Genomic DNA, 14,984 nt, shown 5'->3' on the forward strand with positions numbered 1-14,984 from the left:
TTCATGCGCCTATTTTGACGTATTTATAATTATATCACTTTTTTTGTAAAACATTAATAAAGTGAAACTTCAATCAGTGGGGTTTTTCTTTATCCCCACTGATTGAAAATGGAACTCTGGCAAAAAAAACGCGTCCTGCGGCAATGCCTGAGTGATCAACGTTCTGTTGACCCGTGGCTCGCAGGATGTGAGTTATATAGACGAAGCCACACGATGTTGCGTTTTTTCGTCTATGTTCTATGTCGGGCTTTTACGGGCAGTTGATCTCCCACTTTCACTTTGTTAATTGGGACTTTCCTTAAAGTGGGAATCTTACTGCCCGTTAAAGCGAGATAAACAATTTTAACTAAATATTTCATCTAGCGTATCGCTTGTTAATAGTACATCTCTTGCCTTACTTCCCTTTTGTTCCGTAATATATCCATTTTCATACATAGCATCTATTAAACGAGCTGCTCGGTTATATCCTAGATGGAATTTACGTTGTAATAACGAAGTGGAGGCAGTGCCTTGTTCTACGATAAAACGGCAAGCCTCTTCAAATAAATCATCCTGCTCAGAAGTGATTTCTTTTTGGAGTAGTTCCTCTTGCACAAACATATAATCTGGATTACCTTGACCTCTAGCATATTCAATAACACTTTCAATTTCATCATCTGAGACATAAGTACCTTGGATACGTACAGGACTGGACATACCATTTCCTTGATAAAGCATATCTCCTTTTCCTAGCAAACGTTCCGCACCTTGCTGATCTAAAATGGTACGCGAATCAATTTGTGAGGATACAGAAAATGCAATACGTGTAGGAATATTAGCTTTGATCAGGCCAGTAATTACATCTACAGAAGGACGCTGTGTAGCTAATACTAAATGTATGCCACATGCTCTTGCTTTTTGTGCGATTCGGCAAATAGCATCCTCTACTTCCGTAGGAGCCATCATCATCAAGTCTGCAAGCTCATCAATAACAATGACAATATAAGGAAGCTTTTGAGCAAACTGTCGCTTCTCTGTAGCAAGCGTATTATATCTAGTAATATCTCGTACCCCAATATGAGCAAATAGTTGATAGCGTCGTTCCATTTCCTCCACTGCCCATTTCAATGCAGCAGTTGCAGCTTTTACATCCGTAATAACTGGACTGACAAGATGTGGAATATGATTGAACGGCGCAAGCTCAACCATTTTTGGATCGATTAGTAATAATTTTACTTCATCAGGCGTCGCTTTATACAAGAGACTTACTAATAATGAGTTAATAAATACAGATTTCCCAGATCCAGTTGCTCCCGCTATGAGTCCGTGCGGCATTTTACGCAAATCTAATGTCACTGGTTTGCCTGTAAGATCTAATCCTAAAGCCGCCTCTAGTGGGGATTCTGAGTGTAAAAATGTATCTGTATTTATTACTTCAGATAAGCGTACTGCGCGAGACGTTCTGTTTGGTATCTCAATTCCTATTGATCTCTTTCCCGGAATAGGTGCTTGAATACGAATATCCTTTGCTGCTAATGCAAGTTTGAGGTCATCCGCTAGGTTGCGTATTTTACTTACTTTAGTCCCCTGACCAACCGTTATTTCAAATTGGGTGACTGCTGGTCCCTGTACCATTTGAACAATTTCACCAGTTACTTGAAAATGAGACAGCGCATCTACTAACGTGAATGCCTGCTCCTCCATCCATTCTCTATCCTCCACATTCATTTCCGGCGGAAGTAAATGACTAAATGATGGTCTTACATAATTAGTTTGGATCTCTTCTTGCTCTTCCACTAAAATTTGCTCTATTTCCTGCTCACTAACTTGAACCCGCTCAGTCATTTCTTTTTGTTCCTGTTGAGTTGAGGGCGTTGTTATAGTGACCGCCTTCTTTGCTACAGGGGATATTTTGTTCATAATATCTATTCTATTCATTTTACTTTTATCTGATTTCAACATTAGTACATTAAAAGGTCTAATGTTTTCTTTCACAGGTTTTTCTGTTTCTAAGATCTCCGTATTATGAATTGGTTCAATTGTTTCTTGTACTTTCGTTTCAGCTACCTCTGCTTGTACAACTTCCACTAACTCAGTTACTTGTAAATCATCCTGCACTACTTCAAACTCTCGAACTTCTTCTACTTCATTAGGAACTGGTTCAATTGTTTCTTGCGCTTTCGTTACAGCTACCTCTGCTTGTACAACTTCTACTAACTCAGTTACTTGTACATCATCCTGCACTACTTCAAACTCTCGAACTTCTTCTACTTCATTAGGAACTGGTTCAATTGTTTCTTGCGCTTTCGTTACAGCTACCTCTGCTTGTACAACTTCTACTAACTCAGTTACTTGTACATCATCCTGCACTACTTCACTCACTTCTATTACATGATTTACTTCTTCAACCATTTCTTGTACCGGAATAATTGGCTCCGGATTAAATAGAACCTCTGAACTTACCGTTTTCGTTTTTTGTTCTCTATCTACTAATATCTCTTTTTCTTTTACTTTATTATCTACTACTGTTTTGGAAAATCCATAAATCGGAGATGGCACTTCTGTTGGTGTAAATGCTCTTTTCTTTCGATTTATACCGGGAGTATCCACTACTTTTTTTCCCTCTACAATTTTCTTCTCTGCTGCCCTGTGTATGACAGTAGGTTGTGCACGTTGCTGCCATATGTTTTGTGTATGTAATGGTTTATATTCTGGTTCCTTGAAATATGGTTCTTGTTTATATGTTTCAACTATTTTTTCTTCCTTTGGATATCCATATACTGCTTCATTTTTTTCTTCATCTGATATTAATGGGAAACGAAAAGGAGTTTTCTTCGTTGCAGAATGTACTATTTGTTGTTGCTCATTGAATTCCTCTTCATATTCTTTTTCTTCTGATGCAAATAATTTTTTTAACCAATTCAAATTCATCACTCTTTCTAAAAGATACCTCTTATTCTACCAATAATAATAGGTTTCGTCTGTATATATGAAGTAGAATGGGAAAAAAATCATGTGTTTTAGAACTTTGCCTATCTCGAAAATGCCACTTATGTATTGGGATGCCGAAATTTATGGATAAATATTCCGGTCCGCAAGTAAATTACATTCGAACGTAAGTAACCTACATGGAAAAGCAAGTAACGGATTATATAGTTATATTCGGAATTATTAACGATTCCTATTTACGAAAAAAGCACACCTATAAGGCATGCTTTTTACTCATTAAACTAAAAATTCACTTCCAACTTCTTTTTGCTCATCTATAATAAGTATTCCTTTTACTTCTGGTGCGTTTGGAATCGCCAATTCTCTTGCGGAGCATAGCATCCCACTTGATGCAACACCTCTAAGTTCAGCGTCTTTAATAACCATTCCTGAAGGCATTACTGCACCTACTTTAGCTACTACTACTTTTTGTCCTGCTTCTACATTGGGAGCACCACATACGATTTGTAAAGTCGATTCCCCAACGTTTACTTGGCATACTTTTAATTTATCGGCATTTGGATGCTGTTCTAATGAGTCCACGTGACCGACTACAAATTTAGGTGATAGATCCACTTCTAGGGTAAAAGAAACGTCATTATTCACTAAGATTTGTTGTACAGATTCTACTATTTCAGCAGTTAAAGGAACATTACCTTGTACTTCCAGTTCTTTATATTTACTAAATTCAAAAATGTTGATAGCCAAAACTTTATTTGTTTGTGCATCTTTTACTTGTGTAACATCGCCATTTGTTTCCGTAATAACGTTTTGTGTTTTTTCAGGTGTTAATTGGATTAATAATACATCTCCAACTCCAGGTTTGTTGTAAAAAATATTCATTTGTCTTCGTTCTCCTTTGATACGCGATTTTTCGCCATGATAAATATTGGTTCTAAATCTCCATTGTCATAGATGAAAGATAATGAAGTAATAGGTACGGTTCCTACGGTGAAGAAATGCATTGTCATTTGCGCAAGTACGTCGTAACCTGTTTCATTTCTTATATCACCAATTATCATAACATCTTGATGGGGTACAGAAATAGTCATATCTCCAGTAATTTTCTTTTTCATATCTTTTAATAGCGATTCGTTGAGTATACGACTTGCATCATATCCATCTTTATTATTAAAGAAATAAAAAATATTGCCTGCTACCTCATCCGTTTTAAAGTGATTTTCTAAATTTCTTACTTGGAAGAGTGCTCGTTCACGTACTTCTGTCTCTCTCACTTTCCAATCCGCCAACATTTTTTCATCTAGTAAACGGTAAGTGCTACCTAGATCAACAGCATAATAAATACGGGTTTCTGCTGTATGATCCTTCGTGATAAAACGATTACCTTCATTAGACTTAAGTGGAAAAGAAGTGGAACGGATAACTGGGTATACCGAGAATGATGGATCTATTTCACCGGCCATCTCTTTTTCCATTGCTTTAAATGTTTCGTGTATCGTATACACTACCTCATTAATTGCCACATCTTTTTTCGTTTCATATTTAGCTAAAATTGGAGGAACCGAAATTTCAATTCCTTTTCCTGTTGCTTTATGAGTCAATCGAAGCTTATTTGTTTCTCTATTATAATCATACGTATATATATCTTCGGAAAGCTTTGTTTTTAAGAGTCTTACTAGTTCAAGTGCTTTCATATGTTATCTTTTCCTTTCATAAGCAAAACGGTCCACTAGGTGAACCGTTTTGATGGACTAAATCGATTGAAGAAATGATTCAATTTCTTCCCTAGTTTTACGGTCCTTACTAACAAATCGACCTTTTTCTTCGCCATTTTCAAATGCTAGGAAACTAGGAATACCAAATATATCAAGCTCAATACATAAATCGATAAACTGATCACGGTCTACAGAAATAAAAGTGATACTCGTAAATTTTTCTTCTATCTCTCCCATGAATGGATCGATGAAATGACAATCTGGACACCAATCGGCCGTGAATTTAAACACAACTTTTTCTCGCTGCTTTAACTGTTCGAATTGTTCTATTGAAACTAGGTTTTCCATATGTACCACTCCTCTAGTTTGTTGAAATTGACCGCACAATTAGCATCATGTTCTCTAAGTTATTGGCAATATCTTGTTGCTCTGAAATAGTTGTTAGTTTAATACCACCAATACTCGTTATAAGCTCATACTTTTCTTCGCTGTTTTCAATAATTGCAGCAAATCCAAAACGACCATTTTGCTCAAATGTTTTTTCATCTAATACTTCTAGATTACTATCTGAAGTCATCAAATCATAGTATAGTTGACTGCTCGGTAATTCATTAGGATTAATAAAGAGAATAAATGAATCTTTTCCTTTTGATAGAATAATATTCGTCTCATCCGATTCTTCCTCTATTGAAAAACCACTAGGTAAAAATATGTTCATATCATTCACTTTTTCATTTGGTTTTTCTGCATCGTCTTGAAACGCTACTTTTGCATTTTCAAGCCCATCTATAGTCTGTTCTTCTAATGAAGAACATCCAGCTAATAAAATGACAGCTAGTGACGCGATCAATAATCGCATCCATTTTCGAGCCATTCCCTTTCCTCCATTCAGCGCATAACTGCTATATATTTTAACGATGATTATCTACAGTTGCAACTACTAGGGCTTATTGGAAAATTCAAATTGCCCTATCAGTAAAAGCATTATATGCTCAAACATAGTACTTCTATTAACAAGTCCATTTGAAAATACACCAATTGCACCTTCATCATGTCGAATATCGTTCTTATTAGTATAGACGTCCATTACAGGTCCAAGTTCCGCACCTGCTAGTAATTGTTCAGCTACTTCCATAGGCAGCGGAACTCCAGCTCCAGTAGCCGTAAACACATCTCCCTTTTGTGTTACCAGTGCACCCCAATTACAAATGTACATCTGACCTTCTATTTCTTGAACTCCACCTTCTAAACCTATTCCAAACAATGCATCTGTATCTTCCATAAGATGCTTGGCACGGTTAATAGCACCTTGCCTTGTCTCTTCCTGACTCATAGGTTGATCGGAAACTAGGGAAGGAACTTCTCTATTCTCAAATTTAGCATTTGGATAATAAATGCTTGAAATCGTTTGAACGGCTTTTGTTTTAGCTCTATTATGTGTACCTATTAATATTTTCATACATTAATCCTCCCTTCTAGATAAAAAGATGCCTTGAGAGGCATCTTTCAAAATTGTCGAAGTTAAATTATATTTTCCATTGAAAATTTGTTCATTAAACGTTCGCTTTAATCGTCTCCAAAGTTGTACGATCGCATGCTTTAACTAGTTTTACAATAAGCTCTTTCGCTGCGGTGTAATCATCTGTATGAATAATAGAAGCTGATGTATGAATATATCGCGAGCAAATCCCAATTACTGCACTTGGGATACCTTCATTCGATGTATGAACACGCCCAGCGTCTGTTCCGCCCTGTGAAATGAAATACTGATATGGAATTTTATGTGTTTCTGCAGTATCTAAAACGAATTCACGCATTCCACGGTGCGTCACCATTGTACGGTCGAAAATTCGTAGAAGTGCCCCTTTTCCTAGTTGTCCAAATTCATTTTTGTTACCTGAAGCATCATTTGCAGGACTTGCATCTAGGGCAAAGAATAAGTCAGGATTAATCATGTTCGCAGATGCCTGTGCTCCTCTAAGGCCAACTTCTTCCATTACGTTTGCACCAGAATAAAGCATATTCGGTAATTGCTCGTTTTGTACTTCTTTTAAAAGCTCAATTGCTAATCCACAACCATAACGATTGTCCCAAGCCTTTGCCATAATTTTTTTATCATTTGCCATTGGTGTAAATGAACAAACCGGTAAGATTTGATCTCCTGGTTTAATACCCATTCGTAGAGCATCCTCTTTATCATCTGCTCCAACATCAATTAACATATTTTTTATATCCATCGGTTTGTTTCGAAGTTCATCGCTTAACAAGTGTGGAGGAATAGAACCGATTACTCCAGGAATTGTTTGATCTTTAGTGACAATTTCTACTCGTTGCGCAAGAAGAACCTGGCTCCACCAACCACCTAAGGGTTGAAAACGAACCATTCCATTATCCGTGATTCCAGAAACCATAAACCCAACTTCATCCATATGACCTGCAACTAAAATTTTCGGACCATTTTCGTCTCCTTTTTTAAGCCCAAATATGCCACCTAAATTATCCTGAACAATTTCATCTGAATATTTAGTCAGTTCGTTGCGCATAAAGGCACGAACAGCATACTCATTACCAGGAGCTCCTGGTAGTTCTGTCAACGTTTTAAATAGTGAGCGCGTCTCTTCATTCATATAAAAAAGCCTCCTAAAGCTATGTAGAAAATTATCTTCACCTTCTATTGTAATAAAAGATCGGTTCGTTTACTACATTAAAACTTCGTGAACCGAAAAATTTAATCGTAACGTGGATGTATGATACACTAAAAAAAATGGGATAGGGAGGAATACTAATGAAAATAAAGGATTATATGATGGGACTTGGAACTGGAATTGTTATTGGGGTTATTGCCAGTCAAGCTACAAATAAGATGGATTTCAATCGTTCAGCAGAGTTAGTATTAAATGAAATTAAAAATTCTTTCAAAAAAGAGGGTCCTATTGACGGATCATGGATATATATGACACCTGAAAAATTTCAAAAAGCAGCTATTAACATGAAAGTTTACAAAGGTGGCATTTCCCGGGTAAAGAACGGTGAACTCGAGCAATATGAGTTTGCCGCAGATGCAAAAACAGGATCCGTGGTGGACTTGGTGAAGATCTAAGTTTTGGAAAAGAATCAATTTCATATTTCATAGAGGAGTATTGATTTGTGAAATCCGAACAAAGTTGATTTCCGCTCCAGGCGGACGCAGAAAGCGTCCAAATGAAACGGAAATCAGCTGTATTGCTTAATTCTTAAGGCATCAGGAACGCTGGATTTATAACATTCAAATATAATAAAAAACGAGCGATGACAATGTCACCACTCGCTTCTATTTACCGACTTCTTTCAACTAAATCCATTATTTCTTTTCCATCTTCGGACCATTTAATCATTCGATAGAAGGCATCGTGGTAGAAACTGAACCAGTAATTGTGTTGAAGTGCTTGTTTAACCCATTTTTCTTTCGCATACACAGATGTCATTGGATAATCATCATACGCAAGCACCCAAAGTGGATTTTGGTGTGCATGGGTAGGCATAAGATCTGCCATATGTATTACAGTATCCTCCGCCTGCTTGAATAGAACAATACTATGACCGTCACTATGACCTCCAGTATGAATCATTTCGATTCCTTCTATTACCTCGAAAGAATTAGTGAACGGAATTACCTGGTTCTCAATTGTTTCCCAATTTTCTTTCCAGTATGTATTTTTGGAGCGAATATTGGGATTTTTCATCTCATGCCATTCAATATCGGATACATATATTTTAGCATTTGGAAAAGTGGAAACAATTTGGTTTCCTTCCCATTTTGTCAGACCACAGGCGTGATCGAAATGGAGATGAGTCATCATGACAATATGGATGTCCTCTGGTAATAATCCTAGTTCTACAAGATTATCTTCTACTTGTGATTGATCGGAAACACCATAGTTTCGTAATTGTTTCTCGGTCATTTTTCGATAACCCAGGCCTGATTCCAATAAAATATTTTGCCCCTTATATTGGATCAGTAATGGATCTGATGGTAATTCAATTTGGTTTTTCTCATTGACAGGATATTTCTTTTCCCATAATGGTTTTGGGACAACTCCAAACATGGCACCCCCGTCCATAAAAGTTGTTCCTCCCTTTAACCATGTGAATGACATTTCATGAAATTTAAATGTGTCCATTCTCCCACGCCCCTTATCAAATATGCCTCGACATATTTAAGCCTAGATTTTTATCGAGCTCGATAAAAATCTGTGGCATCCGCCGGAGGCTTTCACTTTAATCAGCAGGAGTTGTGCCCCCCTGATTTGGATAAATACTTTGCATTCATCTCATCACTTATAGAAATGGGAGACTTCTGCTCCTGCGCAAGCTCGTCGCAATAAACAACCTGCTCCTGCGCAAGCTCGTCGCAATAAACATTGATGAAGAAGTTAAACGTATTTTGCTTCTACTCGGTATATCGGTTGTCCTTTTGCGGAAAACTTCTCTTCATATTCCGTCATTATATTATCCTCAGGCATATTAACATGTAAATCGAGTGATACATCTTTGATAAGCATACCAAAAGCTGACATGCTCGTTAAGGAATATTCAAATAGTCCACGATTATCTGTTTTGAAATGAATTTCAGCATTGTCCACTAAGATTGATTTGTAAAGCTCTAAAAACTCTTCGTGTGTTAAACGTCGTTTAGCATGTCTAGTTTTCGGCCAAGGATCAGAGAAATTTAGATACACACGATCTACGTCATTTTTTTCAAAATACTTCGCTAGATCTGCTCCGTTAACTTTCAATAATCGTAAATTTGGTAATGGCTGAGCTGCAATAGCATTTTCCAATGCAGACACAATCACACTGTCATACAGCTCGATGCCGATATAATTGATTTCAGGATTTTGCTTGGCCATTCCTGTTACAAACTGCCCTTTTCCTGAACCTACTTCGATGTGTAATGGATGATCATTCTTAAATTCGACATCCCATTTCCCTTTAATCTCTTCTGGATTCGGGATAACTATTTCTGGATGAGCATTGATAAATTCCTCTGCCCATGGTTTATTTCTTAACCTCATTCTTTAAACTCCCTTTTCTTTAACGGTTTGCTATATTCCACGCATTTGCTACTACAGAACATGTATAAGTTGTATCTTTATCGGTTACGCAAGAAAACTCACCATCTACATGGCCAAATACTTCATCATGGATAACTATATTAAAATCAGATGCTTGAAACTGTGTAACTTCTTTAAATTTAGTATGTTTTCCAAAGTATACTGTACCAAAAATAAATAATAATTTCCATCTTGATAATTTGTTTACGACCGTTATTTCTAGTAATTGATCATTAGGGATAGACGTTGGTGAAATTTTCATTCCCCCTCCAAAAAATGGCTGATTGCAAATAACAAAAAACCACACATCATCAAATCGGATAACTTCATCTTGAATATGTAGGGTGTAAGAGAATTTTTTAAATGTAAATAACTCTTTAATAAGATATAATATGTATGCAAGTTTACCTAGTTTTAATAGGTTTAACCTACTTTTCCACGCAGAATAATTCGCCAGATAAGCAACTTTTGCATCAAATCCAAATCCTGCATTATTAACAAATTGGTATGCTGAACTTGGAGTTTGTACGGTCCCAATATCCATTTTTGTGTGAAAATTGCTAACAGCAAACGCCTGTAGCTCCTCCAAGGTACGGAAAACAGAAAATGTTCGGCCAAAGTCATTTCCACTTCCTGCAGCAATAATACCAATTCGAACATGCTCAAAACCAACTACACCGACGATTATTTCATGAATAGTACCATCACCACCAACACCGACTATTAGCAAATCATCTGTAGATTCCGCGCATTTTTTTGCTATTTCCGTGGCATGGTCTTTTCGTTCTGTTATATAAACCGAGTGAGGAAAATCGATAGCTTCTTTCCATCTTTTCCACACCTTCTTACCTAACCCATTACCTGCATACTCATTTACGATAAAGACTACATTACTCATTGGATTCCTCACTACCTATATCCCAACTAGATCTTGAATACGAAGTGGTTTGTACTAGGTCCAAAATGGCTTGCGCTGCTTTAAATTGCATATGCTTCATCGGAGAATGGGATGATTTCAAAGATAAAAACCATTCTGGAAATTTTCTAGTATCGATAAATTCAGTATGAAACGAGTTTCCTGGATAATCAATATAACCATTCCTTGAAAGAATTACTTTTTTTATCGGTAACTCTATTTCTTGTTTTTCGAAAATCTGCCCCAAAATAGATTCCATTCGATTTAGATTAATTGTAGGATTTAATATTTTCTTTTCTTCTTTTCCACTTTTCTTTAGCCAAAATCGTTCCCCACTTCCTATAAACGCATCGGAAGTTTTGTCCTCAAGAACTACAATACACACAACTTCAGTAGGAAGTATTAGTATAATATCTAACTCAATTGGTGCTTTTTTAAGCTTTAAAATAGGATAATAAAATAAAAAATAATTATCCGGTAGTTTCTGAGTAAAATCTCTCAGCAGTGAATCACGCATATATTTTGGATCTACATAAGACTTTTCACGTAAAGTGGAGCTTGCCCATTTTAATTGAAAATGAAATAACTGATCTAAATACATTCGCTTTAACTCTTCTATTGTTTGAGGCTTATATACTAGTTTGGGTTCAAAAAGTAAAGTACTAGATTCTTCTGGGATCGGTACCTCTTCGGTCAGTTCATCATTTTGCCAATCTATATCTTCTGCTATTTCTTTTTTATGCTTTGGAAAAAGAATAGAGAAAATTGACTTTTTCTCGTATTCTACAACAACTTCCTCTTCTTTCTCGATCCAATCCGCATTAAAAGAACCTCGTTCCCACTCTTCCTTTGTTCGATCCCATTGTTGTTTCTTTAATCTCACAAACTGAGTTGGGTATCTTTTTAAATCAATTTGATAACGCGAAACATAATCTTGTAGTTTAACTAGTTGGGCCATTCTTTTCTCCCCTCCTCCACTGAACTGTACTTATTTCTTCATAACGCGGAGAACGATTCGGATTAATCGTATAAATAGAAAAGCTTAAAACATTAAATACCAAATCAGGTAGCGTAAACTCAATTAAATTTAACGATTCTTTAGTAGCCCATTTTTTTGCGATTGTAATATGGGCAGTAAATTCGTTTTTTTTCTGTACTTCGATAAAATCCTCCAACTGCCGCACAATTTTTTGCTGTAATAATTGCAAAGGATTACTTTTTTCCAAGGCAGTATACACAACTCGAGGAGTAGTTTCATTTCCAAAATGGGCCACTCCTCGTGTTTTCAGTTCAAATGAATCCCACTCTAACAGGTGAAGAGAATGAATTATTTGTTCTAATGTACTTTCTTCTACATGCCCTAGATAATAGAGTGTTATATGAAGATCCTCTGCTACTGGTAATGTTTTATGTGTCGCGTGTAAATTTGTTTTATCACGTTCCTGAATAATTGCAGATGCTACCTGCTCCGGAATCTTTATAGCGATAAAATAATGCTTCGTCATACTTCTACGGACGAAGGAATTCTTTTTTCAAATGCTACTTGAAGCTTTTCAGCCCATTCGCCACGTTTTCCGTTGCCAATTAATTTACCGTCAATCGAAATTATTGGCATTACTTCCGCATTTGTAGAAGACATTAACATTTCATCCATCTCAAGTGCCTGTGCTTTTGTAAATGCCTCCTCAACTACTGGCAGCCCTACTTCTTCACAGCAGCTTAAAATAACTTGGCGAGTAATTCCATTAAGTATTAAATTGCAAACCGGATGAGTGTATAAAACACCATCTTTAATACCGTACATATTAGAAGATGAACCTTCTGTAATCGTTTCTCCACGATGTAATACCGCCTCATAGCATTCTTTACTTATCGCTTCCTGTTTCGCAAGAACATTCCCTAATAAATTTAACGATTTGATATCACAACGAAGCCAGCGGATATCTTCTACAAAGCAAGCTTTTACTCCATTTTCTAACTGTGTTAGAGGACGTGTCGTTTCTTTTGTATATGCTGTTAAGACAGATTCCACCGCAGGAACTGGGAAATTATGTTGACGCATGCTAGTGCCACGTGTAACTTGAAGATACACTTGCCCATTATGAAGCTCGTTCATTTCTATAAGATCGTGTAGCATTTTATGCATAACGTCTTTTGTATATGGAATGACTAATTGAATTTTGTCAGCACTCGCATACAATCGATCAATATGTTCTGTTGCAGTGAACATATCTCCGTTATATATTTTAATCACCTCATAAATTCCATCACCAAATTGATAGCCACGATCTTCGTAACCAATTTTCACATCTTCTTCTTGTACAAATTGATCATTCCATAATACTTTTACCATACTTATTCCTCCTCCAATTTTGAACTTCCAGCAAGCTCCACTATAGCATCTGCATAAATAGCCGTTGCTTTAACTAAATCCTCAATATCTACATACTCATCTACTTGATGTGCTACATCTTTTCTACCTGGGAAAAGCATACCGAATGCTACCCCTTTTTCTAATACCCTAGCATACGTGCCACCACCGATAGATAATAGCTCTGCTTTCTCTCCAGTATGTTTTTCGTATACTTTTTGTAATGTTTTAATAAGTATATCTTCTTTATCGACATGATGCGGCTTAGAATTAGTACCCAAGTCCAATGTGATACCTGTACCACTAAGCACATCTCTACACGCACTTAATGCTTCGTCGAAAGGATAGCTTACAGAATAACGCATACTCACCTGTGTGCAAGATCCCTGTGCAGGTGCATAATGAATGACCCCTGGATTTAAAGTCGTTTCCCCCGAAATTTCATCTGTAAAATTAAGTCCCAGTGCATGCCCTCTGCTATTTTCTCCAAAGGAATTTACTAAAAAGTTAACAAATGCTTTTGAATGAGGAGTCAAATTAATATTTTGTAAGAATTTCGCCAATAAAATTCCCGCATTAACACCATCATCTGGTTCCATAGCATGTGCTGATTTCCCATGTACAAATACTTTAACCATCGGACCTTCTTGCGAGACTTCCCCATTTATATTATGTTCTGCTGCAAACGCTTGGAACTTTTCTTTGATCATATGTAGACCACCAAACAATACTGCAAAAGCTTCGTCCGGCACCATATTTGTACGTTTACCTGCTTGGAAAAATTGAATCGTTTCTGTATCAGCTGAACCAGTTTGAGTAAAGATTAGATTTGCAATTCCTTTTTCTGCATTAATAATCGGAAAATCTGCATCAGGGGCAAATCCCATTTGGGGCATTGCTTCTTTTTCAAAATATCGATCCATACAACGGAATCCACTTTCTTCGTCTGTTCCAATGATAAGACGGACTTTTTTCGAAAGCTCAATTCCTGCCTCTTTCACTAATTTCATCGCCATCCAGGCAGCTATAGTTGGTCCCTTGTCGTCAATAGCACCGCGGCCATAGATTTTATCATCAGCTACAACACCTTCAAAGGGTGGATATGTCCAATTCTTACCTTCTGGTACAACATCCACATGACAAAGAATTCCTAAAATATCTTCCCCTTCACCCATTTCAATATGTCCAGCTACATTATCCACGTTCTTTGTTATAAATCCTTCTTGCTCACCTTCATTTAACATGTGTAAAAGAGCTTCTAATGGTTTAGGACCAAAAGGCATTTCATCATTACCTGCTTTTTCATCCATCACACTTGGAATTTGTATTAATCTTTGTAATTCTGCTACGATATCTGCTTTTTTAGATTCTGCTAGTTCTAACCAGTTCAAATTTGTTTCCTCCTAAATAATGCTTATACTCCATTTTACACTTTTTATAGAAAAAGACACAAAAAAAGAAGGCATTTTATATCCTTCTTAGATATTTTCTCATGAAGACCATTTACTAGCTTTGACATGTCTGTTACTTGCGTTCACGAGTAATTTACTTGCTTATCCTAATAACTTACTTGCTCTCAAAGGTTATTTACTTTCAAACTGGTAAATTTTTCTCTTTATTTTACATTCGCTGACACAAAGTGGATATTATTTATTGGAGCGGCAAGCGGGGACTCCAGTGGAGGCCAACAGGAAGTTTGTCACGAAGACGTTGACACGAGGTGGCGCATTTAGCCATCGTTCCTTTGTAAATACGCTATAGGTCTCTATTTTCACATTTGTCCGGAGGCTCACGGACCATCCGACTCCGCCTAGATTGGAAAACAATTTTGTCCGGATCTCACTAATATATACTCAATTATGAAACTAATTATCCTGCATTTATTGTATTTTTTTTGCATGTTACCAAACTTAAGAGAAATGTGAATTATTTGTAAATATCATAATATCTATAGAAATTTC

15 protein-coding genes are annotated in these 14,984 nt (G+C 36.6%); 1 reads left to right on the plus strand and 14 read right to left on the minus strand.

The window, feature by feature from the left end; genetic code table 11:
- Positions 1-342 precede the first annotated feature (342 nt).
- The 7 genes from KD050_RS03690 to KD050_RS03720 all read right to left on the minus strand — a co-directional run bounded on the left by KD050_RS03690 (position 343) and on the right by KD050_RS03720 (position 7,270).
- Complete coding sequence (locus tag KD050_RS03690; RefSeq protein ID WP_211894908.1) at positions 343-2,904, minus strand: DNA translocase FtsK; 2,562 nt, start codon at positions 2,902-2,904, stop codon at positions 343-345.
- A gap of 300 nt (positions 2,905-3,204) precedes the next feature.
- Positions 3,205-3,810 (minus strand): YtpR family tRNA-binding protein, encoded by a 606-nt coding sequence (gene ytpR, locus KD050_RS03695; protein ID WP_211894909.1) that lies wholly within the window; start codon positions 3,808-3,810, stop codon positions 3,205-3,207.
- Positions 3,807-4,622 carry a DUF1444 family protein gene (locus KD050_RS03700; RefSeq protein WP_211894910.1) on the minus strand — a complete coding sequence of 272 codons (816 nt, stop codon included), beginning with the start codon at positions 4,620-4,622 and terminating at the stop codon, positions 3,807-3,809. Before KD050_RS03700 ends, ytpR begins: the two co-directional genes overlap by 4 nt.
- 57 nt (positions 4,623-4,679) lie before the next feature.
- Positions 4,680-4,991, minus strand: a complete 312-nt coding sequence (locus KD050_RS03705; RefSeq protein ID WP_211894911.1) for a thioredoxin family protein — start codon at positions 4,989-4,991, stop codon at positions 4,680-4,682.
- A 13-nt stretch (positions 4,992-5,004) separates the two neighbouring features.
- Positions 5,005-5,517, minus strand: coding sequence for a hypothetical protein (locus KD050_RS03710; RefSeq protein WP_211894912.1), 513 nt, complete (start codon positions 5,515-5,517; stop codon positions 5,005-5,007).
- Between the two features lie 66 nt (positions 5,518-5,583).
- Complete coding sequence (locus KD050_RS03715; RefSeq protein ID WP_211894913.1) at positions 5,584-6,102, minus strand: DUF84 family protein; 519 nt, start codon at positions 6,100-6,102, stop codon at positions 5,584-5,586.
- Between the two features lie 94 nt (positions 6,103-6,196).
- Positions 6,197-7,270, minus strand: coding sequence for a M42 family metallopeptidase (locus KD050_RS03720; RefSeq protein ID WP_211894914.1), 1,074 nt, complete (start codon positions 7,268-7,270; stop codon positions 6,197-6,199).
- Positions 7,271-7,428: 158 nt separating this feature from the next.
- Between KD050_RS03720 and KD050_RS03725 the strand changes: the two genes are divergently transcribed.
- On the plus strand, positions 7,429-7,743 hold the full coding sequence (locus KD050_RS03725; RefSeq protein WP_211894915.1) for a hypothetical protein: 315 nt from the start codon (positions 7,429-7,431) through the stop codon (positions 7,741-7,743).
- Positions 7,744-7,957: 214 nt separating this feature from the next.
- On the opposite strand, the gene KD050_RS03730 is transcribed toward KD050_RS03725, so the two are convergent.
- The 7 genes from KD050_RS03730 to pepV form a co-directional block, all read right to left on the minus strand.
- Positions 7,958-8,803, minus strand: coding sequence for a YtnP family quorum-quenching lactonase (locus KD050_RS03730; protein ID WP_211894916.1), 846 nt, complete (start codon positions 8,801-8,803; stop codon positions 7,958-7,960).
- 252 nt (positions 8,804-9,055) lie between these two features.
- A complete protein-coding gene (gene trmB, locus KD050_RS03735; protein WP_211894917.1) occupies positions 9,056-9,697 on the minus strand; it encodes a tRNA (guanosine(46)-N7)-methyltransferase TrmB in 642 nt (213 codons plus the stop codon).
- Positions 9,698-9,716: 19 nt separating this feature from the next.
- The gene (locus KD050_RS03740) at positions 9,717-10,634 is read right to left on the minus strand and encodes a diacylglycerol/lipid kinase family protein (RefSeq protein WP_211894918.1); all 918 of its coding nucleotides are present in this window, start codon (positions 10,632-10,634) and stop codon (positions 9,717-9,719) included.
- Entirely contained in the window at positions 10,627-11,610 is a 984-nt protein-coding gene (locus tag KD050_RS03745) for a nuclease-related domain-containing protein (protein ID WP_211894919.1), read from the minus strand. Before KD050_RS03745 ends, KD050_RS03740 begins: the two co-directional genes overlap by 8 nt.
- Positions 11,594-12,157: an RNA 2',3'-cyclic phosphodiesterase gene (thpR, locus tag KD050_RS03750; RefSeq protein ID WP_211894920.1), complete on the minus strand. Its 564-nt coding sequence runs from the start codon at positions 12,155-12,157 to the stop codon at positions 11,594-11,596. Before thpR ends, KD050_RS03745 begins: the two co-directional genes overlap by 17 nt.
- Positions 12,154-13,005, minus strand: a complete 852-nt coding sequence (gene dat / locus KD050_RS03755) for a D-amino-acid transaminase (RefSeq protein WP_211894921.1) — start codon at positions 13,003-13,005, stop codon at positions 12,154-12,156. Before dat ends, thpR begins: the two co-directional genes overlap by 4 nt.
- A 2-nt stretch (positions 13,006-13,007) precedes the next feature.
- Positions 13,008-14,414 (minus strand): dipeptidase PepV, encoded by a 1,407-nt coding sequence (gene pepV / locus KD050_RS03760; RefSeq protein WP_211894922.1) that lies wholly within the window; start codon positions 14,412-14,414, stop codon positions 13,008-13,010.
- Positions 14,415-14,984: the final 570 nt, after the last annotated feature.

The organism is Psychrobacillus sp. INOP01 (genome assembly GCF_018140925.1).
In the GTDB taxonomy this organism is placed as follows: Bacteria; Bacillota; Bacilli; order Bacillales_A; family Planococcaceae; genus Psychrobacillus.

Bases quoted from the DNA above. Each gene is read 5' to 3' on its own strand.
- thpR (WP_211894920.1), bottom strand. From the start codon at position 12,157: ATGACGAAGCATTATTTTATCGCTATAAAGATTCCGGAGCAGGTAGCA.
- KD050_RS03740 (WP_211894918.1), bottom strand. From the start codon at position 10,634: ATGAGTAATGTAGTCTTTATCGTAAATGAGTATGCAGGTAATGGGTTA.
- KD050_RS03710 (WP_211894912.1), bottom strand. From the start codon at position 5,517: ATGGCTCGAAAATGGATGCGATTATTGATCGCGTCACTAGCTGTCATT.
- ytpR (WP_211894909.1), bottom strand. From the start codon at position 3,810: ATGAATATTTTTTACAACAAACCTGGAGTTGGAGATGTATTATTAATC.
- KD050_RS03715 (WP_211894913.1), bottom strand. From the start codon at position 6,102: ATGAAAATATTAATAGGTACACATAATAGAGCTAAAACAAAAGCCGTT.
- KD050_RS03700 (WP_211894910.1), bottom strand. From the start codon at position 4,622: ATGAAAGCACTTGAACTAGTAAGACTCTTAAAAACAAAGCTTTCCGAA.
- KD050_RS03705 (WP_211894911.1), bottom strand. From the start codon at position 4,991: ATGGAAAACCTAGTTTCAATAGAACAATTCGAACAGTTAAAGCAGCGA.
- KD050_RS03745 (WP_211894919.1), bottom strand. From the start codon at position 11,610: ATGGCCCAACTAGTTAAACTACAAGATTATGTTTCGCGTTATCAAATT.
- trmB (WP_211894917.1), bottom strand. From the start codon at position 9,697: ATGAGGTTAAGAAATAAACCATGGGCAGAGGAATTTATCAATGCTCAT.
- KD050_RS03720 (WP_211894914.1), bottom strand. From the start codon at position 7,270: ATGAATGAAGAGACGCGCTCACTATTTAAAACGTTGACAGAACTACCA.
- dat (WP_211894921.1), bottom strand. From the start codon at position 13,005: ATGGTAAAAGTATTATGGAATGATCAATTTGTACAAGAAGAAGATGTG.
- KD050_RS03725 (WP_211894915.1), top strand. From the start codon at position 7,429: ATGAAAATAAAGGATTATATGATGGGACTTGGAACTGGAATTGTTATT.
- KD050_RS03730 (WP_211894916.1), bottom strand. From the start codon at position 8,803: ATGGACACATTTAAATTTCATGAAATGTCATTCACATGGTTAAAGGGA.